Source organism: Aromatoleum toluvorans, assembly GCF_012910905.1.
In the GTDB taxonomy this organism is placed as follows: Bacteria; Pseudomonadota; Gammaproteobacteria; order Burkholderiales; family Rhodocyclaceae; genus Aromatoleum; species Aromatoleum toluvorans.
In genome coordinates this window covers 29,386-49,840 of the sequence record NZ_WTVN01000006.1, presented here as the reverse complement: position 1 = coordinate 49,840, position 20,455 = coordinate 29,386, and the positions used below count along the sequence as shown (strand labels likewise).

The following is a 20,455-nucleotide window of genomic DNA, read 5'->3' as shown; positions in this document are numbered from 1 at the left end:
TCGCCCCGGCAAGGCCCGACGTGCACGTGTCGGCGCTTGTGCAGTGCGTCGCATGACGGGCCGGGATGCGGATCGGCGCGTCGGCCGACCGTCCGGCCACCCCGCGACCCTTTCCTCGCACGCCCCTTCGGGCTAAAGTCCCGCCTTTCCCCGCCCGGCAATCCAAAGTGCGTCTCTTCCGTCTTGCCAAGATCATCACCGTCGGCCTGCGCTTCGGCCTCGACCAGATGGTGCTCGAAGCCGATCCGAGCGGACGCCTGGTGAAGCTGTGGCAGGCGGTGTTCTTCTGGCGCCACCCGACCGCGCCGCGCGGCGAGCGCCTGCGCCGGGCGCTGGAGTCGCTCGGCCCGATCTTCGTGAAGTTCGGCCAGATGCTGTCGACGCGCCGCGACCTGCTGCCGCCCGACCTCGCCGACGAGCTCGCGCTGCTGCAGGACCGCGTCCCGCCCTTCCCCACCGAGCAGGCGCTGAAGGTGCTGGAGGACTTCTACGGCAAGCCGGTCGACGAAGTCTTCGTCGACTTCGAGCGCACGCCGGTCGCGTCCGCGTCGGTCGCGCAGGTGCATTTCGCGCGCCTGCCCGACGGCACCGAAGTCGCAGTGAAGATCCTGCGCCCGGGCATCGAGCCGGTGATCGCGCACGACCTCGCGCTGCTCGACACCGCGGCGACGCTGCTGGAAAAGCTGTGGCCGGAGGCGCGGCGCCTCAAGCCGCGCGAAGTGGTCGCCGAATTCAGCAAGTACCTGCACGACGAGCTCGACCTGATGCGCGAGGCGTCGAACTGCTCGCAGCTGCGGCGCAACTTCACGAACTCGAAGCTGCTGCAGGTGCCGGAGGTGCACTGGGACTGGTGCGGCAAGAACGTGATGGTGATGGAGCGCATGCGCGGCGTGCCGATCTCGCAGCTCGACGCGCTGCGCGCGCAGGGCACCGACCTCAAGGCGCTGTCGCGCGCGGGGGTCGAGATCTTCTTCACGCAGGTGTTCCGCGACGGCTTCTTCCACGCCGACATGCACCCCGGCAACATCTTCGTGCATGCCGACGGGCGCTACATCGCGCTGGATTTCGGCATCGTCGGCACGCTCAACGCGGAGGACAAGAGCTACCTCGCGCAGAACTTCCTCGGCTTCTTCAAGCGCGACTACAACCGCGTCGCGCGCGCCCACATCGAGGCCGGCTGGGTGCCGGCGCACACGCGCGTGGATGAGTTCGAGAGCGCGATCCGCGCGGTGTGCGAGCCGATCTTCGACCGCCCGCTGAAGGACATCTCCTTCGGCAAGACGCTGCTGCGTCTGTTCCAGACCGCGCGCCGCTTCGAGATGGAAGTGCAGCCGCAGCTCGTGCTGCTGCAGAAGACGCTTCTGAACATCGAGGGCCTCGGGCGCCAGCTCGACCCCGAGCTCGACCTGTGGAAGACCGCGAAACCCTTCCTCGAACGCTGGATGGAAGAGCAGATGGGCTGGCGCGGCCTGCTGCGCAACCTCAAGGACGAGGCGCCGTCCTGGGCCGGCACGCTGCCGCAGCTGCCGCGCCTCGTGCATCGCGTGCTCGACTCGACCGCGCACCGCCACGAGGTGCAGAGCGGCGAGCTGGAACGCCTCGCCGCCGCGCAGCGCACGCACGGGCGCGTGCTGTGGCTCGTCTCGACGCTGCTCGCGGCCATCCTCGGGCTGGAGCTGTACCGGCTCCTCGGCTGACCGCCCCGCGCGGCCGGCGCGCACTCCGTCACGCGCCGGCCCGCGCACGCCGGCAGCCCCTGAACGAATCCCTGCGGTGTACGTCGAATGCGTAAGCGCATCGATTATTCGTCCGCACTCCTGCGGGCAGGGAGGATGGCCATGACTCACTCCGCGCCGCTGCACGTCCCGTCCCATGCCGACCTGCGCGCCGTCGTGCGCATCGTCGGCGTCGCGTCGGCCCTCGGCGCCCCCGCGCCGGGACCGGAAGCGGCCCCTGCCGCGCTCGAACGCAACGGACTGCTGCAGCACCTGCAGGGACTGGGCGTGGCGGCGAGCTGGCAGGAAACGCTCGTGCCGCTCACCGTGCCGCCCGCGGGCGCGCCGATGCGCGAGCGCCTGGACGCGGTCGGCGAACTCGCGCGGCGCGTCGCGGACCACCTGACCGCGCTCGCCCCCGAGGTCTTTCCCCTCGTGATCGGCGGCGACCACGCCATCGGCATCGGCACGTGGCGCGGCGTCGCCACCCGCGTCGCCTCGCGCGGCGCGCTGGGGCTGATCTGGATCGACGCCCACCTCGACAGCCACACCGAGCTCAGCACGCATTCGGGCAACATCCACGGCATGCCGCTCGCGGCCCTGCTGGACGAGGGCGATCCGGCCCTGACCGGGATCGACGGGCCGAGAATCGATCCGGCGAACGTCGCCGTGATCGGCGCCCGCAGCTGGGACCCGGAGGAGCGCGAGCGCCTGCAGCGCCTGGGCGTGCAGATCTTCGACATGGCGGAAGTGCGCGATCGCGGCATCGCCGCGGTGTTCTGCGACGCGCTGAGCGTGGTGCGCGAACGCACGGGCGCGTTCGGCGTCAGCATCGACCTCGACGCGCTCGACGCCTCGGCCTTCCCCGCGGTCATCTGCCCGGAAAGCGCGGGCATCGCGCCGGAGGAGCTGTGCGACGCGCTGCTCGCGCTGCGCGGCTGCGGCGACTTCGCCGCGATGGAGATCGTCGAGTACCTGCCCGACCTCGATCCCGGCGGCACCTGCGCGGGCTGGGTCGCGAACATCGCCGGCGCGGCGCTGGGCCCGTCGACCTATCTGCTTCGCGCGAAGGAACGCGAGTTCGGCGCGCACAACTACGCGCCGCTGCCGGTCGTCTTCCGCCACGGCCGGGGCGTGTGGCTGTGGGATGTCGAGGGGCGGCGCTACCTCGACATGATGAGCGCCTACTCGGCGGTCAGCTTCGGCCACGCCAACCCGCGCCTGCTGCGCGCGCTCAACGACCAGGCACAGCGCCTCGCGCTGACCTCGCGCGCCTTCTCCAACGACCGCCTGCCGGTCCTGATGGAGCGCCTGTGCGGCCTGCTCGGCTACGACCGCGTGCTGCCGGTGAACACCGGCCTCGAGGCGGTCGAGACCGCGTTGAAGACGGCGCGCAAGTGGGGCTACAAGGTCAAGGGCATCGCCCCCGACCAGGCGGAGATCATCGCCTGCGAAGGCAACTTCCACGGCCGCTCGATCACCATCGTCGGCATGTCCTCGGAAGAACAGTACCGCGACGGCTTCGGCCCCTTCCCGGCCGGCTTCAAGCGCATTCCCTACGGCGACGCGGACGCGCTCGAAGCGGCGATCACGCCCGACACCACGGCCTTCCTCGTCGAGCCCATCCAGGGCGAAGGCGGCATCCTCGTGCCGCCGGCGGGCTACCTCGCGCGCTGCGCGGAGATCTGCCGCCGCCACAACGTGCTGCTGATCGCCGACGAAGTCCAGACCGGCCTCGGCCGCACCGGGCGCCTGCTCGCCTGCGACCACGAGGGCGTGCATCCGGACGGGCTGATCCTCGGCAAGGCGCTGGGCGGCGGCCTGCTGCCGGTGTCGGCCTTCCTCGCGGACGCGCCCGTGCTCGACGTGCTGCAGCCGGGCGACCACGGCTCGACTTTCGGCGGCAACCCGCTGGGCGCCGCCGTCGCGCTGGAAGTGCTCGCGATCCTCGACGAGACGCGCCCGTGGGAACACGCGACGCGCCTGGGCGAACGGCTCATGGCCCGCTTCCGCGACGCGCGCCTGCCGTGCGTGCGCGAGGTGCGCGGGCGCGGCCTGCTGGTGGGCATCGAGCTCGATCCGGCGCAGCTGCGCGCGACGACCGCGGCGGAGCTGCTGCTCGCGCGCGGCATCGCGACCAAGGACACGCACAACACGGTGATTCGCTTCGCCCCGCCGCTGATCATCACCGAGGCCGAACTCGACGCGGCCGCGGACGTCGTGCTCGACACCCTGGCCGCCGCGACCACGCATCGCGGGCAGACGCCGCTGCAGCCCTGACAGGCGCCGCCGGCGGCACGCCGACGGCCTTTTGCGTCGCACCACAAAGGTGCGTCAAATCCACGCCGCGCAAGGGATCCAGCCCCCCGCGCGGCTGGATTCGTTGCTAAACTTTGCGCCCGCTGTTTTTGTTCAGCCTCCACCCATCACCGCGCAAAGGCCTTAGCATGCTGGTCGGCTTCGTCATCGCTTATCTCCTGGTCTCGATCGGCGTCGGCCTGTACGCCGCCACCCACGTCAAGAACACCTCGGACTATGTCGCGGCCGGCCGCCACCTGCCGCTGTACATCGTCACCGCGACGGTGTTCGCGACCTGGTTCGGCGCCGAGACCGTGCTCGGCATCTCGGCGACCTTCCTCGACGAAGGCCTGCGCGGGCTGTGGTCCGACCCCTTCGGCGCCTCGCTGTGCCTGATCCTCGTCGGCCTGTTCTTCGCTCGCCCGCTGTACCGCCTGAACCTGCTGACCCTGGGCGACTACTACCGCATGCGCTACGGCCGCACGGTCGAGGTGCTGTGCTCGATCGCGATCGTGCTGTCCTACCTCGGATGGGTCGCGGCGCAGATCACTGCGCTGGGCCTGGTGTTCAACATCCTCTCCGACGGTGCGATCCCGAACGAGCTGGGGATGCTGATCGGCGCGGGTGTCGTGCTCGTGTATACGCTCTTCGGCGGCATGTGGTCGGTCGCGCTCACCGACTTCATGCAGATGACCATCATCATCATCGGCCTCTTCTACATCGCCTGGCTGATCGGCGACATGGCGGGCGGCGTCGGCACCGTCGTTTCGCACGCCAGCGCGGCGGGCAAGCTCGACTTCCTGCCGGCCTTCGATGCGAGGGACATGCTCGCCTTCGTCGCCGGCATCCTGACCATGGGTTTCGGCTCGATCCCGCAGCAGGACGTGTTCCAGCGCGTGAACTCCGCACGCAACGAGCGCATCGCCGTGACCGGCACGCTGCTCGGCGGCTCCGGCTACTTCCTGTTCGCGTTCGTGCCGCTCTTCATCGCCTACTCGGCGACGCTGATCGATCCGGCGCTCGTCGCGCAGTTCCAGGAAAGCGACAGCCAGCAGATCCTGCCGCAACTGATCCTGCAACACACGCCGCTGTTCGCGCAGGTGATGTTCTTCGGCGCCCTGCTCTCCGCGATCATGAGTACCGCGTCGGGCACGCTGCTCGCGCCGTCGGTGACCTTCTCCGAGAACATCCTGCGCGGCACCTTCCCGAAGATGAGCGACCACAAGTTCCTGTGGCTCACGCGCGGCGTCGTCGTCGCGTTTGCGCTGCTGATCACCTGGTACGCGACGCACACCGACGAGAGCATCCACGGCATGGTCGAGAACGCCTACAAGGTCACGCTCGCGACCGCCTTCGTGCCGCTCGCCTTCGGCCTGTACTGGAAGCGCGCAACGACGCAGGGCGCGCTGGCGTCGATCTTCGCCGGCCTCGTGAGCTGGGTGCTGCTCGAGATCGTCGCCCCGGAGGCCGCAGTGCCGCCGCACTTCGCCGGCATGCTTGCGGGCGTCGCCGCGATGCTCGCCGGCTCGCTGCTGCCGCAGACCCTGGTGAAGCCGACCCACGGCCACGTCGCCGAGCACCTGCAGACTGCGCACCAGCGCACGGGACATTGATTGATCGTCCGGGCGGACAGGGTTCCGCCCGCCCTCGGGAACGCCCGTTCCGACGGGAGGGGCGCCCGCGCTGACGACGGCACGTCGAGCGCCGCCCCCGGCATCTCTCCCGGCAGGATCGCATCGCGGTCCTGCGCTGCATTCTCCCCGGATATCCTTCCTCGCCTTTCGCCCGACGAACCGGAATGGCTCGCGCACGGCGCCTGCAATGCCTATGCTGCCATCAGGGGTAATGCCCTGCCATGCGGGACGGTATCGCCTCCACCGACGTAGGTACAGGCCTATTACCTGTGCCCGGTGACGCGATGAAATACTGCTCGGCAATCAGGGCACTCAGTCCCTGACAAGACGAGGAGACAAACCATGCAAGCAATCCGGATCGCCGCGGCGATTCGCGACGGGTCGTCGTCCACGGCGTCCGGCCGCGATCTGCCGCTGACGCGGCGCCAGTTCCTGAAAGGCTCGGGCATCCTGTTCGGCACGCTCGCGATCGGCACCCCGCTCGCCGCGCTCGCCCCCTCTCCGGCGTGGGCGCTGGAACTCAAGACGCTCGACACGGCCACGGGCGAGACCCTGCTCAAGTTCGGCCGCGTCCTCTTCCCCCATCCCAGCCTGCCGGACGCCGTGTATGCCGTGCTCGTCAAGGATCTCGACGCGATGGCGGCGGCCGACCCGAAGCTCGCGCTGCAGCTGCGCGAAGGCGTGGCCGGGCTCGACCAGGCGACCGGCGGCGCCTTCGCCAAGGCCGACGCGGCAGCGCAGCTCGTGGCCGTCAAGGCGATCGAGGGCAGCCCCTTCTTCGCCACCGTACGCGGCAAGTGCGTGACCTCGCTCTACGACAACGACATGACCTGGGCGACCTTCGGCTACCCCGGCGAATCGTGGAGCAAGGGCGGCTACATCACCCGCGGCTTCCAGGACCTGAAGTGGCTGCCGGCCCCGCCCGAGAGCGCCAGCCCGCCGCCATACATGGGCTGAACGGCGTCACGACAATCAAAATATTCGGAGACGGGACATGGGCAAGATCGCATTCGACGACGTTTCGGCGGTCGTCATCATCGGCTCGGGCGCGGGCGGCGGCACGCTGGCGAACGAGCTGTGCCAGAAGGGCATCAAGGTGGTGTGTCTCGAAGCGGGGGCGATGCAGTCGAGCGCCAGCTTCATCAACGACGAGTGGAAATCGTTCGCGCAGCTCGCGTGGCTGGACGCGCGCACGACCTCGGGCAGCTGGCGTATTGCGAAGGACTTTCCCGGCCTGCCGGCGTGGATCTGCAAGACGGTGGGCGGCTCGACGACGCACTGGGCCGGCGCGTCGCTGCGCTTCCAGGAGCATGAATTCAAGGTGCGCACGCACTACGGCGCCATCGACGGCGCCAGCCTGATGGACTGGCCGCTGACGCTGAAGGAGATGGAGCCCTGGTACGCGAAGGCGGAAGACAAGATGGGCGTCACCCGCAGCAACGGCATCCCGGGCCTGCCGGGCAACAACAACTTCAAGGTGATGCACGCCGGCGCGACCAGGCTCGGCTACAAGGAAGTGCATACCGGCCGCATGGCGATCAACAGCCGGCCGCGCGACGGGCGCGGGCGTTGCCTGCAGCTCGGCTTCTGCTTCCAGGGCTGCAAGAGCGGCGCCAAGTGGTCGACGTTGTACACCGAACTGCCCAAGGCCGAGGCGACGGGCAAGCTCGACCTGCGCCCCGAATCCCACGTCACGCGCATCGAGCACAATGCGGCGGGCAAGGTCACCGGCGTGGTGTATTTCGACAAGGACGGCCGGGCACAGCGGCAGAAGGCGCGTGCCGTGTGTGTCGCCGGCAACTCGATCGAGACCCCGCGCCTGCTGCTGATGTCGGCGTCGGACAAGTTCCGCGACGGGCTGGCGAACTCGTCGGGCCAGGTGGGGCGCAACTACATGCGCCACATGACCGGTTCGGTGTACGCGGCCTTCAAGGAGCCGGTGCATATGTACCGCGGCACGACGATGGCCGGCATCGTCGGCGACGAGGCGCGCCACGACACGCGGCGCGGTTTCGTCGGCGGCTACGAGATGGAGACGCTGTCCTTGGGCGTACCCTTCATGGCCGCCTTCCTCAACCCCGGCGGCTGGGGCGAGGATTTCACGTGGTGGATGGAACACTACAGCCAGCTCGCCGGCATGTGGCTGGTCGGCGAGGACATGCCGCGCGAGAGCAACCGCGTCACGCTGAACCGCGACGTCAAGGACAAGTACGGCAACCCGGTGCCCAACGTGCACTTCGACGACCACGCCAACGACATCGCGATGCGCGAGCATGCGTACACGCAGGGCGAGCGGGTCTATCAGGCCGCGGGGGCGATCCGCACCTTCCGCACGCCGCCCTACCCGTCGACGCACAACCTCGGCACCTGTCGCATGGGCGCCCGGGCGGCAGACAGCGTGTGCAACGCCTTCGGCCGCACGCACGACATCCCCAACCTGTTCATTTCGGACGGCAGCCAGTTCACGACCGGCGGCGCCGAGAACCCGACCCTCACGATCGTCGCCCTCGCCATCCGCCAGGCCGATCACATCGCCGACCTGATGAAGCGCAAGCAGCTCTGACCGCCCCGACGCGAGGACCCTTTCATGTGCGAATACTTCGTCAAGGCCGACCCGATCCAGTACGAGCAGCGCACCCGCACGATCCGCATCCACGGCGTGCTCACCAGCATCCGCCTGGAGAACATGGTGTGGGACATCCTCGCCGAGATGGCCGAGGAGGAGCAGTGCACGACCAACCACCTTGTCGTCACCTTCCACGACGAGATCCTCGCGCACCGCGGCGAAGTGCCGAACTTCGCCTCCTTCCTGCGCGTGACCTGCATGCGCTACCTGCGGCGCAAGCTCATCGCCGCGGAACGCGCGCTCCCAAACGCACCGTCGCCGGCGCTGCCGGCGTCGGCCTCGAAGATCGTCGCGATGGCGACTAGGCCGTAAGCCTGCGTCCGCCCGCGACACGATCGACCGAACCGGTTTTCCCCACTACGGAGTCTCCATGGCCAAAATCATCCACAGCATGATCCGCGTGCTCGACCTCGACAAATCGATGCGCTTCTACGCAGACGTGCTCGACCTGCGCGAAGCGCACCGCCTCGATTTTCCCGAGTTCACGCTGGTCTACCTGCGCAACGCGGAGAACGACTACGAACTCGAACTGACGCTCAACAAGGGGCGCGAGGAGGCCTACACGCACGGCACCGGCTACGGCCACATCGCCGTCGTCGTGCCCGACGTCGCCGCACGCCACGCCGAACTCACGGCCAAGGGCTACGAGCCCGCCCCGGTGAAGGAATTCAAGCGCGGCGACGAACTGCTCGCGCGCTTCTTCTTCATCCAGGATCCGGACGGCTACAAGATCGAGGTGCTCGAGCGCCACGGCCACTACCGGTGACGGCGCAGCACCGCTGAGCCTGCCCCGACCGGCCGCAACCGAGGCGCAAAATACCTGCCCGCGCATTGCCCCGATCAAGACCGCCGGACCTCCCGGAACACCGAAAAACCGCGGATTGCCGATATTCCGGCAATCCGCGAGGGCGTTCCGGCTATGCATGCACCTTCATATTTTCCTTTGCCGGGAACGGTGCTAGCATCGCCTCACCAAATTGTTTGATGTCAAACAATCAGTCCGATGAACCCCGCCGGATTTGCCCGCGGGACAGGAGGCGATGTGAAAAAACTGCTGACACTGACGGTAAACGGCCGCCTGCGTGAGGACGCCGTGGCCGAGAACGCGCTGCTGATCGACTACCTGCGCGACACGCTGGGCCTCACGGGCACCAAGCAGGGCTGCGACGGCGGCGAGTGCGGCGCCTGCACGGTGCTGGTCGACGGCGTGCCGCGCCTCGCCTGCAGCACGCTCGCGCACAGCGTCGAAGGGCGCAGCATCGAGACCGTCGAGGGCCTGAGCACCGCGGGCAACCTGTCGCGCCTGCAGCGCGCCTTCCATGAACATCTGGGCAGCCAGTGCGGCTTCTGCACGCCGGGCATGATCATGGCGGCCGAGGCGCTGCTGCGGCGCAATCCGCAGCCGTCGCGCGACGAGATCCGCGCCGCGCTCGCGGGCAACCTGTGCCGCTGCACGGGCTACGTGAAGATCGTCGATTCGGTCGAGGCCGCGTCGAAATGTGGCGAGGTGACGGCATGAACGCCCCCGACCGCATCCTGCCCCGCGTCGGGCGTGCCGGCGGCGAAGCGCACGGCGTCGGCGCCCGCCTGCCGCTGGTCGACGGCGTCGAGAAAGTGACCGGCGCTGCGCGCTACACCGCCGACCTGCCGGCCGTCGGCGCCTTGGTCGGCAAGATCCTGCGCAGCGCGTGGGCGCATGCCGAGCTCCTCGAAGTCGACGTCAGCGCGGCGCAGAAGCTCCCCGGCGTGCGCGCGGTGATCACCGGCGACGCCTGCGACATGCCTTACGGCGTGATCCCGATCGCGCAGAACGAATTCCCGCTCGCGCGCGGCCGCGTGCGCTACCACGGCGACCCGATCGCGGCGGTGGCGGCCGTCGACGAGGCCACCGCCGACGCCGCGCTCGCGCTGATCCGCGTCAAGGTGCGCGAACAGCCGGCCTGTTTCAGCGCCGCCGACGCGCGCAAGCCCGACGCGGTGCTGCTGCACGACAACAAGCCGGGCAACATCGAGCGCGAGGTGCATAACGAGTTCGGCGACGTCGCGGCCGGTTTCGCCGCCGCCGACCTGGTGCGCGAGGAGACCTACCAGTGCGCCGAAGTCCATCACGCGATGATGGAACCCAACGCCGCGCTCGCCGCGTGGGACGTCGAGCGCGGCCACCTCACGCTGTGGTCGGTGACGCAGGTGCCCTACTACGTGCATCTCACGCTCGCGCGCTGCCTGAAGATGGAAGCCGCGCACATCCGCGTGATCAAGCCCTTCGTCGGCGGCGGCTTCGGCCACCGCGTCGAGGCGCTCAACTTCGAGGTCATCTGCGCGCTCCTCGCGCGCGCCGCGCGCGGCACCGTGCGCCTGCTGCAGACGCGCGAGGAAGCCTTCCTGACCCATCGCGGCCGCCCGGAAACCCACATCCGCATGAAGCTGGGCCTCACCCGCGACGGCCGCGTCACCGCCTGCGAGGCCGAGATGGTGCAACGCGGCGGCGCCTACGGCGGCTATGGCCTCGTCACCATCCTCTACGCCGGCGCGCTGTTGAACGGCCTGTACGACATCCCGGCGGTGAAGTACGACGGCTACCGCGTGTATTCGAACACGCCGGCGTGCGGCGCGATGCGCGGGCACGGCACGGTCAACGCGCGCTTCGCGTTCGAATCGCTGCTCGACACGATGGCGGGCGAGCTCGGCCTCGACCCGATCGACGTGCGCCGCCGCAACCTGCTGAAGGCCCCGACCGACACGATCAACGGCCTGAAAGTGATGAGCTACGGCCTGCCCGAGTGCATCGACTGGGTCGAGCAGGCCTCCGGCTGGCGCGAACGGCGCGGCAAGCTTGTCGGCGACGGCCCGATCAAGCGGGGCCTTGGCATGGCCTGCTCGCACTTCGTCAGCGGCTCGGCGAAGCCCGTGCATTGGTCGGGCGAACCGCACGCGGTGATCGTGCTGAAAGTCGATTTCGACGCCAGCGTGACGATCCTCACCGGCGCATCCGACATCGGCCAGGGGTCGTCGACGATCATCACGCAGGTCGTCGCCGAAGTGCTCGGTATCGACTACTCGCGCATCCGCCTGATCGCCACCGATTCGGCGATCACGCCCAAGGACAACGGCTCGTACTCGTCGCGCGTGACCTTCATGGTCGGCAACGCCGCGCTCGACGCCGCCGAGAACCTCAAACGCATCCTTGTCACCGCGGCGGCGAAACGGCTGGGCGTGAGCGAAGCGGAAGTCGACTGGCTGGGCGAAGCGGCGGCCGTGGTCGGCGATCCTTCGCGCCAGATCCCCTTCGCCGACGTCGTCGAGGAAGCGCTGGTCGCCACCGGCACGATCACGGCGAAAGGCACCTTCACCTGCCCGCCCGAGTTCCAGGGCGGCAAGCAGCGCGGCGGCGCGGTCGGCTCGACGATGGGCTTCTCCTACGCCGCGCAGGCGGTCGAGGTGAGCGTCGACACCGAGCTCGGCACCGTCACCATCGACAAGGTGTGGACCGCGATCGACTGCGGCTTCGCGCTCAACCCGATGTCGGTCGAAGGCCAGGTGCAGGGCGCGGTGTGGATGGGCATGGGGCAGGCGCTGTGCGAAGAGACGGTGTACGAGAACGGTCGCCACAAGGCCGCGAACATGCTCGACTACCGCGTGCCGACGATGGCCGAGTCGCCCGAGATCGACGTGCATATCGTCGAGAGCATCGACCCGAACGGCCCCTTCGGCGCGAAGGAAGCGAGCGAAGGGCCGCTCTCCGGCTTCCTGTCGGCGCTCGCCGCCGCGGTCGAGGACGCGACCGGCGCGCGCATCCGCCAGACGCCCTTCACGCCCGACCGCGTCTTCGACGCGCTCAACCGCAACCCCAGACCCGCCGCCGCGGCTGCGGCAAACCCCACCGCCACCGCGAAAGGAGAAGCATGATGGGCGCGCTGTCCGAATTCCGTTTCTTCCGTCCGGCGAGCGCCGCCGACGCCGTGCGCCTGCGGGGCGAATTCCCGGCGAGCCGCTTCATCGCGGGCGGCACCGACCTGCTGCCGAACATGCGCCGCGGCCTCGGCGGCGCCGAGGCGCTGATTGACCTCGGCGCAGTCGCCGAAATGAAGGAGCTGCGCCGCGACGGCGAGCGCCTGCACATCGGCGCGGGCGTCACGCTCGCGACGCTCGCCGCCGACCCGATCGTCGTCTCCCGCCTGCCCGCGCTCGCCCAGGCCGCACTCGCCGTCGCCGGCCCGACGCACCGCAGCGCCGCGACGCTGGGCGGCAACCTGTGCCTCGAAACGCGCTGCCAGTACTTCAACCAGAGCGAACACTGGCGCGCCGCGAACCAGTTCTGCATGAAGCTCGATGGCGACACCTGCCGCGTCGCGCCGAAGTCGAGCCGCTGCTACGCGGCCTTCAGCGGCGACGTCGCACCGGCCCTGCTCGCGCTCGGCGCCGAAGTCGAACTCCTCGGCCCGCAGGGCGCGCGCCGCCTGCCGCTCGCCGAGCTCTACGTCGATGACGGCATGCGCTGGCTCGCGCTGGGCGCGGATGAACTCCTCGTCGCGGTGACGGTGCCGCTCGTCGCGGGCCGCGCGAGCGCCTACGCGAAGCTCCGCGTGCGCGGCGCGATCGACTTCCCGCTCGCGGGCGTCGCCGTGGTGCTGCGCCGCGACGGCGACACGCTCGCCGAACTGCGCATCGCCTGCACCGGCGTGTCGTCGCGACCGGAGCTCATCGCCGGGCTCGACGAGCTTGTCGGGCAGACGCTCGACGACGCGGCGCTGGCTACAATGGAACGTCAGGTCAAGCGCGGCATCCAGCCGATGGAGACGACGCTGATGAGCGTGCCCTGGCGCCGCCGCGCGACGCCGGTGCTGGCGAAGCGGCTCGTGCGCCGGCTGTGGGATGAAGCCAAAGGAGGCTGACATGGACAGCGTCAATCTCGAAGTGCTGCGCCAGGCGGTTGCGTGGGACGAGGCCGGCGTGCCGGTCACGCTCGCGACCGTCGTGCGCACCTGGGGCTCGTCGCCGCGGCCCGAAGGCGCGCTGCTCGCGATCGCCGGTGACGGCCGCCTGGTCGGCTCCGTATCCGGCGGCTGCATCGAGGACGACCTCCTCGACCGCCTGCGCACCGAGCGCCCCGCGCGCCCCGAGCAGCTCACCTACGGCATCACCGCCGAGCAGACACGCCGCTTCGGCCTGCCCTGCGGCGGCAAGCTGGAGCTGGTGCTGGAGCCGCTCGCTCCCGGCAACCGCCTCGCCGAGACGCTCGCCGCGATCGAACGCGGCGAAATGGTCGCGCGCCGCGTGGACCTCGAAACGGCAGCGGTCGACCTCCTCGGCGACGTCCCCGACGCCGCCGTCGTGTTCGACGGCAGGACGCTCGTGTCGGCCTTCGGCCCGCGCTGGCGCATGCTGATCATCGGCGCCGGCCAGCTGTCGCGCTACGTCGCGGAATTCGCGCTGGCGCTCGACTACCAGGTGACGATCTGCGAGCCGCGCGAGGAATACCGCGACAGCTGGGCCGTGCCCGGCGCGACGATCACGACCGAGATGCCCGACGACGCGGTCACCGCGCTGCGCCCCGACCGCCGCACCGTGATCATCGGCGCGACGCACGACCCCAAGCTCGACGATCTCGCGCTGATCGATGCGCTGAAGACCAACGCCTTCTACGTCGGCGCGATCGGCTCGCGCGCCAACAGCGAGCGCCGGCGCGAACGGCTGAAGCTCTTCGACCTCACCGACGCCGACGTCGACCGCCTGCACGGCCCGGTCGGCCTGCCGCTGGGCAGCCGCACCCCGCCGGAGATCGCGCTCGCGATCCTCGCCGACCTCACCGCGCGCCGCAACGGCGTCACGCTGGTCGCCGCCGCAACCCGCCCCGCCTCGGTCGGCGACGCCTGCCCCGCACGATGACGCGGGCGTTCGCCCGATCGGCGCTGCACCGGGTGAAAAGCGTAAGTTTCCTGTGCGCGGCGGTGACGTTTCGAGCGGGAGGGATCAAAGTAGCGATTCGCGGGCGGCGATGCGATGAAGGGAGGGGGACATGGGCACGCAGATCAACGGGCACGGCGCGGCGCCATCCTTCTCCTACCTGCTGTATCGCTACCTGTGGCCTTTCCAGTACTTCCGCGACGTCACGCGCGGCGGCCGCCTGGAGCGCCAGCAGGCCTACCGCCACAACCGCGCGATGCGCCGCTACCTGCCCGGCTTCGTCGCCAAATGGAGCTTCCTGACGCTGCTCGCGATGGCCGCCGGCAGCGCGCTGGAGCATTCCGGCCTCGCCATTCCCGCAGCCGGCAGCTTCATCTTCGCGACCTGGACGCTGATCGTCGCCCTCCTGCTGGCCGTCGACTGGTTCTGGCTCGAACGCTTCCCCGAGCTCTACTGAATCCGTCCGGCGTCTACTTGTACCAGGGCAGCGTGCGCCGCAACGACACGATCTCGCCCGCACCGGCGGCATCGTAGCCCGCCTGCGCCTCGGCCAGACGGCGGAAAGCGTCGCCGCGCAACGCCTCGAGCACGGCCCGCATCGCCGGCGACGCCAGCCCCTCCTTGAGGCACACGAGGAAGTACTGTTCGCGCACCAGCGGCACGAAATCGAGGCCGAAGCGCTGCGCCGCCGCGCGCAGGCCGAAGCCGCAATCGGCGCTCCCCGCGGCCACCTGCGCCGCCACCGACAGATGCGTGTGCTCCTCGGTCGCGTAGCCGGCGATGCCCTTCGGCGACAGGTGCGCCCGCGCGAGCAGCTCGTCGAACGCCAGGCGCGTGCCGGAACCCTTCAGGCGATTGACGAACACGACGTCCGGCCGCGCGAGGTCCGCGAGCGCCGCCAGTCCGCGCGGATTGCCGGGCGCGACGATCAGACCCTGCTCGCGGTGCGCGAAGCGGATCAGCTTGTGCACGCCCAGGCGCAGCTCGCGCCCGATCGCGGCATGAATGCGCGAGCCGCGCCGGCACAGGCGATCGTCGTCGAGCGGCAGATGGATGCCCGCGAGCGCACAGCCGCCCGCGTTGAGCCGCTGCAGCGCCTGCGTGCTGCCGACGTACTCGACGTCGAGCAGCACGCGCGCCGCTCCCAGCAGCGCCTCGCGCAGCCCGCCGAACAGCAGGTCGTGGCTCGCGGCCACGGACGCCACCTCGAGGCCGGGATCGACCGCCAGCCGCAGCTCGCGATCGAGCACGCCGGCAAGGCTCTCGGCCTGCGGCAGCAGGCGCGCCAGCGCGCGCTTCTCGGCCCACAGCAAGCGCTCCCCGAACGCCGACAGCCGCGCCGCGCGCCCCTGCCCGCCGGCGATCAGCGCCTGGCCGAAGGCCGCCTCGTGCCGCCGCAGCTCGCCCCACAGGTGGCGATACGACACCCCCAGCTGCCCGGCCGCCTTGGCGATCGAACCCTGCACGCGGATCGCGTCGAGCATCGCCGTCAGCGGATTGCCCAGCTGCACGGGGCCGCCCGGCTGCGGGTTGCCGGCACCGGCGGCGAAGCGGTAATCGAGTGTCACGCCCATGCAACGAGCTTAACCGAAATTCGCCCCTGCTCGCCGGCCCGGCCACGCCCGCCCGCCCGCAGCGCGGCGCAGCACGCGACAAAAAGCAACATGCCTTTGTGCCGACAGGCCGCGCCCCGCGACGGACGCACCGCTCGACGCCCCGGTCATGCCGGTCGCCACGCCCTGCCAATGACGGATGGACCTATGCAATCACCTGCATAAGCTCGCAACCCGCATCTGCTGCCGTTCGCCCACGGCCGCGCGGCTTTTGATACAAGGGTTGCTGCACGCGCGCGCCGCGCGCGATCCGCCCATCACAACCCAATCACAACAACTCCACGGAGACCCTTTCATGGCCAGTCTGTTCCGCCCCCTGCTGCTCGCCTGCGCCTGCCTGCTGGGCATCGCCGGCGCCCACGCCGAAGACCCGTTCATCACCGTCGCGTCGACCACCTCGACCGAACAGTCCGGCCTCTTCGGCCACCTGCTGCCGCGCTTCGAGCAGCAATCGGGCATCAAGGTGCGCGTCGTCGCGCTCGGCACCGGGCAGGCGCTGGACACCGCGCGCCGCGGCGACGCCGACGTCGTGTTCGTGCACGACCGCGCCGCGGAGGAGAAATTCGTCGCCGAAGGCTACGGCGTCGAGCGCAAGGAAGTGATGTACAACGACTTCATCCTCGTCGGCCCGAAAGCCGACCCGGCGAAAGTCGCCGGCGGCCACGACATCGTCGACGCGCTGAAGAAGGTCGAAGCCGCGAAGGCGCCTTTCGTGTCGCGCGGCGACAAGAGCGGCACGCACGCGGCCGAACTGCGCCTGTGGAAGCTCGCCGGCATCGACCTCGAACAGGCCAGGGGCCCGTGGTACCGAGACTCCGGCTCGGGCATGGGCCCCGCACTCAACATGGCGGCCTCGCTCGGCGCCTACATCCTCGCCGATCGCGGCACCTGGCTGTCGTTCAAGAACCGCCAGGATCTCGTGATCGCCGTCGAGGGCGACAAGCGCCTCTTCAACCAGTACGGCGTGATCCTCGTGAACCCCGCGAAGCACCCGCACGTGAAGCGCGAACCCGGCCAGCGCTTCATCGACTGGATCGTCTCGCCGACCGGCCAGCAGGCCATCGCCGACTACAAGATCGGCGGCGAGCAGCTCTTCTTCCCCAACGCCGCCAAGTAGCGGAGGCCCCGCCGCGGGCCCACGCACCGGCCGCGCCCGCGGCTTTTCTGCCGCCCGCGGGCACGCCCCTTGATTCGCGTCAACGCGGGCCGGACGCTGGCGAACTATGGTTGCGGAGCTTTTTTCCCCAACCCCCGCCATGACCTCCAATACGAAAATCGAACTCGTCTGCCCGGCAGGGAGCCTGCCGGCGCTAAAGACGGCCGTCGACCATGGAGCCGACTGCGTCTATCTCGGCTTCAAGGACGCGACCAACGCCCGCAACTTCACCGGCCTGAACTTCGACGCCAAGGCGCTGACCGAAGGCGTGCGCTACGCCCACGACCGCAAGCGCAAGGTCCTCGTCGCCCTCAACACCTACCCGCAGGCCGGCAACTGGGCCGGCTGGACCGCCGCCGTCGATCGCGCCGCCGATATGGGCATCGACGCGATCATCGTCGCCGACCCCGGCCTGATGGCCTACGCGCAGAAAAAGCATCCGCAGCTGCGCCTGCACCTGTCCGTGCAGGGCTCGGCGACCACCTACGAGGCGATCAACTTCTACGCCGAACGCTTCGGCATCCAGCGCGCCGTGCTGCCGCGCGTGCTGTCGCTGCCGCAGGTGCAGCACGTGATCGCCAACACCCAGGTCGAGATCGAAGTGTTCGGCTTCGGCGGCCTGTGCGTGATGGTGGAAGGGCGCTGCGCGCTGTCCGCCTACGCCACCGGCGAATCGCCCAACTGCAACGGCGCCTGCTCGCCGGGCAAGCACGTGCGCTGGGAACAGACGCCCCAGGGCATGGAAACGCGCCTTAATGGCATCCTCATCGACCGCTTCGACGACGGCGAGCGCGCCGGCTACCCGACGCTGTGCAAGGGCCGCTTCGACGTGAACGGCGAGACCTACTACGCGATCGAGGAGCCGACCAGCCTCAACACGCTGGAGCTGCTGCCCGACCTCGCCCGCGCCGGCGTGCGCGCGATCAAGATCGAAGGCCGCCAGCGCAGCCCCGCCTACGTCGGCCAGGTCACGCGCGTGTGGCGCGAGGCGATCGACAAGGTGATGCGCGACGCCGACAGCTTTGCCGTGCAGCCGGCGTGGATCGCCGAGCTCGACAAGGTTTCCGAAGGCCGCAGCCATACGCTCGGCGCGTACTACCGGCCGTGGAAGTGAACACCATGAAAATCGCCCTGGGTCCCCTGCTCTACTACTGGTCGCGCCAGCAGACGCTCGACTTCTATGCACAGGTCGCGCAAAGCCCCGCCGACATCGTCTATCTCGGCGAGACGGTGTGCTCGCGCCGCCACGAACTGCGCGCCGAAGACTGGCTCGACGTCGCGGCGATGCTCAAGGCCGCCGGCAAGGAAGCCGTGCTGTCCTCGCAGTCGCTGATCGAGTCCGAATCCGACCTCAAGGCCCTGCGCCGCATCGTCGCGCAGGACGAGTTCCGCGTCGAAGCCAACGACATGTCGGCGGTGAACCTGCTGACCAAGGCCGGCCGTCGCGACTGGATCGCCGGCCCGACGCTCAACATCTTCAACCCGCCGACCCTGTCGATGCTGGCCGATGCCGGCGCGACGCGCTGGATGGCGCCGCCCGAGATGTCCGGCGCGGTGCTCGCGGAACTCCTCGCCTCCGGCGCGCCCGCGATCGAGACCGAAGTGCTCGCCTGGGGGCGGCTGCCGCTCGCGCACTCGGCGCGCTGCTTCACCGCCCGCCACTTCAACCTGCAGAAGGACACCTGCGAGTTCAAATGCCTCGGCATGAAGGACGGCCTCGTGCTGCGCACGCGCGAAGGCGAACCTTTCCTGACCTTGAACGGCGTGCAGACGCAGTCCGCCCGCGTGCACAACCTCCTCGCCGACCTGCCGACGCTGCGCGAGACGGCGCAGGTGCTGCGCGTGAGCCCGCAGGGCGACAACACCGTGAGCGTGCTCGAACTCTTCCGCGACGCCATCGCCGGCACGCTGTCGCCACAGGACGCCTTCGCCCGCAGCAAGACGCTGATGGTCGAAGAGCCGTGCAACGGCTTCTGGCACGGCCGCCCCGGCGTCGAACAGTACGTCTCCGCCTGAATCCGTCTTCCTGGAGTGCCCCGATGAGCAGCTTCCGCATCCCCGCCTTCACGCTCCCCGCGCCGCTCGCGCGCCTCGCGTCGCACCTGCCGCAGCGCCCGCCCACGCTGGCGCTGACCACGGCGCTCAACCTCGCCCTCGGCCGCGTGCTGTCGCGCGAGGACCTCGAGCCGCTGACCGGCCGCCACCTGCGCATGCGCGTGCGCGACGCCGGCCTGACACTCGACTTCACGCTCGGCCCGCGCGGCTTCGTGCCGCTGGCGAGCGGCGGCGAGCCCGACCTCACGCTGACCGCCAACGTGCGCGACTACATCGCGCTCGCGCTGCGCGAGGAAGATCCCGACACGCTGTTCTTCGGCCGCCGCCTGCTGATGGAAGGCGCGACCGACCTCGGTCTGCTGGTGAAGAACACGCTCGACGCGGTCGACTGGGACGCGCTGCGCGCGGAATACGCGCCGGCGAGCGTGCTGCGCCGCTTCAACCCGCTCACGCGCCACCGCCCGCAGCAGTCGCTCGGCGCGCACTGACGCAACCGCCCGAGGCGCCGGCCGCGCGCGGCGACCTCGGCCGGCCGACGCTTCAGTCGACGCGCTCGTTGCCGCCGTTGAAGGTCTTCATGTAGCGGAACACCAGCGCCGCGCGCGAACGCACCCCCAGCTTCGCGTACACCGTCTTGAGATAGGAGCGGACGGTGAATTCGCTGATGCGCAGCCGGTCGGCCACCTGCTTGGTGAGATAGCCCATGCACAGCAGCTGGACGATCTGCAGCTCGCGGCTGGTCAGCACCCGGGCGATATCGGGCGGCGCATTGTCGACGACGGGATCGCGCGGCGCGTCCGCCCCGGCCGGCGCGGCGGGATCCGCGACCACGGCGTAGCGGTGCCCCTCGAAGTCGAAGTGGGCAATCTCGCCTTCCGCGTAGGTCAGCCGTACGCCCTTGTCCCCCGCAATGGCGCGGTGGCCGGGAATCACGCCATCGACCAGCAGGAAGCGGCACATGCGGCCGGCGAGCTCGATCCGGCCGATTTCCCGCGGGGGGTCGCCACAGGCGGATTCCGCCCCATCCCGACGGCCATGCCTGCCGGCGATCGGCCAGACCTCATCCTCGCGCCCGATGGTCACGGCGAGCACGCTGGCGCGAAACCGGACGACGCCCGATGCGCGGCCCTGCAGGATCCAGGCTGCATGACTCCTCCTCCTTGCCAGTCCGCATGAAAGACGCGCACGGACTCGCCCCGCAACGTCCTCGCTCACGGGACACGCGCTTGCGCACCGGATGCCCGGCGCCGAACCACGATCGCACCGGCGAAACGTCCCCACCGACCGAAAACCGGGGCGACCCGTCGCGTTGTCGGGAGGCGCGGCGCATCCCTTTGGTATGAAGTTTTGTCTTTTTGGCATATGCACCGACAAAGTGCAAGCCCTCAGAAAACGGTATAGGCGGCTACCCGACTTCGGCTAGCACGCCTGAGCGACCGCGTCCGCGCCCACCC

Annotated in this window: 18 protein-coding genes; 16 read left to right on the top strand and 2 right to left on the bottom strand. The window is 69.7% G+C overall.

The features are described from left to right. The first annotated feature begins 167 nt into the window (after window positions 1-167). The 12 genes from ubiB (at window position 168) to GPA22_RS05785 (ending at window position 14,634) form a co-directional block, all read left to right on the top strand. Window positions 168-1,697 carry a ubiquinone biosynthesis regulatory protein kinase UbiB gene (gene ubiB, locus GPA22_RS05840; protein ID WP_169255161.1) on the top strand — a complete coding sequence of 510 codons (1,530 nt, stop codon included), beginning with the start codon at window positions 168-170 and terminating at the stop codon, window positions 1,695-1,697. Between the two features lie 141 nt (window positions 1,698-1,838). Next, the gene (rocD, locus tag GPA22_RS22905) at window positions 1,839-3,995 is read left to right on the top strand and encodes an ornithine--oxo-acid transaminase (RefSeq protein WP_169255160.1); all 2,157 of its coding nucleotides are present in this window, start codon (window positions 1,839-1,841) and stop codon (window positions 3,993-3,995) included. Window positions 3,996-4,162: 167 nt separating this feature from the next. Then, window positions 4,163-5,626, top strand: coding sequence for a high affinity choline transporter 1 (locus GPA22_RS05830; protein ID WP_169255159.1), 1,464 nt, complete (start codon window positions 4,163-4,165; stop codon window positions 5,624-5,626). 363 nt (window positions 5,627-5,989) lie between these two features. Then, the gene (locus GPA22_RS05825) at window positions 5,990-6,604 is read left to right on the top strand and encodes a twin-arginine translocation signal domain-containing protein (RefSeq protein ID WP_169255158.1); all 615 of its coding nucleotides are present in this window, start codon (window positions 5,990-5,992) and stop codon (window positions 6,602-6,604) included. Window positions 6,605-6,641: 37 nt separating this feature from the next. Next, complete coding sequence (locus GPA22_RS05820; RefSeq protein ID WP_169255157.1) at window positions 6,642-8,210, top strand: GMC family oxidoreductase; 1,569 nt, start codon at window positions 6,642-6,644, stop codon at window positions 8,208-8,210. Between the two features lie 24 nt (window positions 8,211-8,234). Further along, complete coding sequence (locus GPA22_RS05815) at window positions 8,235-8,585, top strand: ribbon-helix-helix domain-containing protein (protein WP_169255156.1); 351 nt, start codon at window positions 8,235-8,237, stop codon at window positions 8,583-8,585. Between the two features lie 58 nt (window positions 8,586-8,643). Then, complete coding sequence (locus tag GPA22_RS05810; protein ID WP_169255155.1) at window positions 8,644-9,039, top strand: VOC family protein; 396 nt, start codon at window positions 8,644-8,646, stop codon at window positions 9,037-9,039. A 276-nt stretch (window positions 9,040-9,315) separates the two neighbouring features. After that, window positions 9,316-9,792, top strand: coding sequence for a 4-hydroxybenzoyl-CoA reductase subunit gamma (hcrC, locus tag GPA22_RS05805; protein ID WP_169255154.1), 477 nt, complete (start codon window positions 9,316-9,318; stop codon window positions 9,790-9,792). Beyond that, complete coding sequence (gene hcrA / locus GPA22_RS05800) at window positions 9,789-12,179, top strand: 4-hydroxybenzoyl-CoA reductase subunit alpha (protein ID WP_169255153.1); 2,391 nt, start codon at window positions 9,789-9,791, stop codon at window positions 12,177-12,179. The genes hcrC and hcrA overlap by 4 nt, the downstream gene beginning before the upstream one ends. Continuing rightward, entirely contained in the window at window positions 12,176-13,165 is a 990-nt protein-coding gene (gene hcrB, locus GPA22_RS05795) for a 4-hydroxybenzoyl-CoA reductase subunit beta (RefSeq protein WP_246264101.1), read from the top strand. The genes hcrA and hcrB overlap by 4 nt, the downstream gene beginning before the upstream one ends. Window position 13,166: 1 nt before the next feature. After that, on the top strand, window positions 13,167-14,159 hold the full coding sequence (locus GPA22_RS05790) for an XdhC family protein (RefSeq protein WP_169255152.1): 993 nt from the start codon (window positions 13,167-13,169) through the stop codon (window positions 14,157-14,159). Window positions 14,160-14,289: 130 nt separating this feature from the next. Then, entirely contained in the window at window positions 14,290-14,634 is a 345-nt protein-coding gene (locus GPA22_RS05785) for a hypothetical protein (protein WP_169255151.1), read from the top strand. A 13-nt stretch (window positions 14,635-14,647) separates the two neighbouring features. Here GPA22_RS05785 and GPA22_RS05780 read toward each other — a convergent pair whose 3' ends face one another. Further along, the gene (locus GPA22_RS05780; RefSeq protein ID WP_169255150.1) at window positions 14,648-15,751 is read right to left on the bottom strand and encodes a substrate-binding domain-containing protein; all 1,104 of its coding nucleotides are present in this window, start codon (window positions 15,749-15,751) and stop codon (window positions 14,648-14,650) included. 334 nt (window positions 15,752-16,085) lie between these two features. On the opposite strand from GPA22_RS05780, the gene GPA22_RS05775 reads away from it, so the two are divergent. The 4 genes from GPA22_RS05775 to ubiT all read left to right on the top strand — a co-directional run bounded on the left by GPA22_RS05775 (window position 16,086) and on the right by ubiT (window position 19,489). Further along, window positions 16,086-16,907, top strand: coding sequence for an ABC transporter substrate-binding protein (locus GPA22_RS05775; protein ID WP_169255149.1), 822 nt, complete (start codon window positions 16,086-16,088; stop codon window positions 16,905-16,907). 139 nt (window positions 16,908-17,046) lie between these two features. Further along, on the top strand, window positions 17,047-18,060 hold the full coding sequence (gene ubiU, locus GPA22_RS05770) for a ubiquinone anaerobic biosynthesis protein UbiU (RefSeq protein ID WP_211168957.1): 1,014 nt from the start codon (window positions 17,047-17,049) through the stop codon (window positions 18,058-18,060). Between the two features lie 5 nt (window positions 18,061-18,065). After that, window positions 18,066-18,962 carry a U32 family peptidase gene (locus GPA22_RS05765; protein ID WP_169255147.1) on the top strand — a complete coding sequence of 299 codons (897 nt, stop codon included), beginning with the start codon at window positions 18,066-18,068 and terminating at the stop codon, window positions 18,960-18,962. A gap of 23 nt (window positions 18,963-18,985) precedes the next feature. Beyond that, a complete protein-coding gene (gene ubiT / locus GPA22_RS05760; protein WP_169255146.1) occupies window positions 18,986-19,489 on the top strand; it encodes a ubiquinone anaerobic biosynthesis accessory factor UbiT in 504 nt (167 codons plus the stop codon). Between the two features lie 52 nt (window positions 19,490-19,541). Here ubiT and GPA22_RS22900 read toward each other — a convergent pair whose 3' ends face one another. Continuing rightward, complete coding sequence (locus GPA22_RS22900; RefSeq protein ID WP_211168956.1) at window positions 19,542-20,093, bottom strand: helix-turn-helix transcriptional regulator; 552 nt, start codon at window positions 20,091-20,093, stop codon at window positions 19,542-19,544. Window positions 20,094-20,455 lie beyond the last annotated feature (362 nt).

What these genes read in the sequence shown, in the direction of transcription:
- rocD (WP_169255160.1), top strand. Translation starts at nt 1,839, where the DNA reads ATGACTCACTCCGCGCCGCTGCACGTCCCGTCCCATGCCGACCTGCGC.
- GPA22_RS05830 (WP_169255159.1), top strand. Translation starts at nt 4,163, where the DNA reads ATGCTGGTCGGCTTCGTCATCGCTTATCTCCTGGTCTCGATCGGCGTC.
- GPA22_RS05825 (WP_169255158.1), top strand. Translation starts at nt 5,990, where the DNA reads ATGCAAGCAATCCGGATCGCCGCGGCGATTCGCGACGGGTCGTCGTCC.
- GPA22_RS05820 (WP_169255157.1), top strand. Translation starts at nt 6,642, where the DNA reads ATGGGCAAGATCGCATTCGACGACGTTTCGGCGGTCGTCATCATCGGC.
- GPA22_RS05815 (WP_169255156.1), top strand. Translation starts at nt 8,235, where the DNA reads ATGTGCGAATACTTCGTCAAGGCCGACCCGATCCAGTACGAGCAGCGC.
- GPA22_RS05810 (WP_169255155.1), top strand. Translation starts at nt 8,644, where the DNA reads ATGGCCAAAATCATCCACAGCATGATCCGCGTGCTCGACCTCGACAAA.
- hcrA (WP_169255153.1), top strand. Translation starts at nt 9,789, where the DNA reads ATGAACGCCCCCGACCGCATCCTGCCCCGCGTCGGGCGTGCCGGCGGC.
- hcrB (WP_246264101.1), top strand. Translation starts at nt 12,176, where the DNA reads ATGATGGGCGCGCTGTCCGAATTCCGTTTCTTCCGTCCGGCGAGCGCC.
- GPA22_RS05790 (WP_169255152.1), top strand. Translation starts at nt 13,167, where the DNA reads ATGGACAGCGTCAATCTCGAAGTGCTGCGCCAGGCGGTTGCGTGGGAC.
- GPA22_RS05785 (WP_169255151.1), top strand. Translation starts at nt 14,290, where the DNA reads ATGGGCACGCAGATCAACGGGCACGGCGCGGCGCCATCCTTCTCCTAC.
- GPA22_RS05780 (WP_169255150.1), bottom strand. Translation starts at nt 15,751, where the DNA reads ATGGGCGTGACACTCGATTACCGCTTCGCCGCCGGTGCCGGCAACCCG.
- GPA22_RS05775 (WP_169255149.1), top strand. Translation starts at nt 16,086, where the DNA reads ATGGCCAGTCTGTTCCGCCCCCTGCTGCTCGCCTGCGCCTGCCTGCTG.
- ubiU (WP_211168957.1), top strand. Translation starts at nt 17,047, where the DNA reads ATGACCTCCAATACGAAAATCGAACTCGTCTGCCCGGCAGGGAGCCTG.
- GPA22_RS05765 (WP_169255147.1), top strand. Translation starts at nt 18,066, where the DNA reads ATGAAAATCGCCCTGGGTCCCCTGCTCTACTACTGGTCGCGCCAGCAG.
- ubiT (WP_169255146.1), top strand. Translation starts at nt 18,986, where the DNA reads ATGAGCAGCTTCCGCATCCCCGCCTTCACGCTCCCCGCGCCGCTCGCG.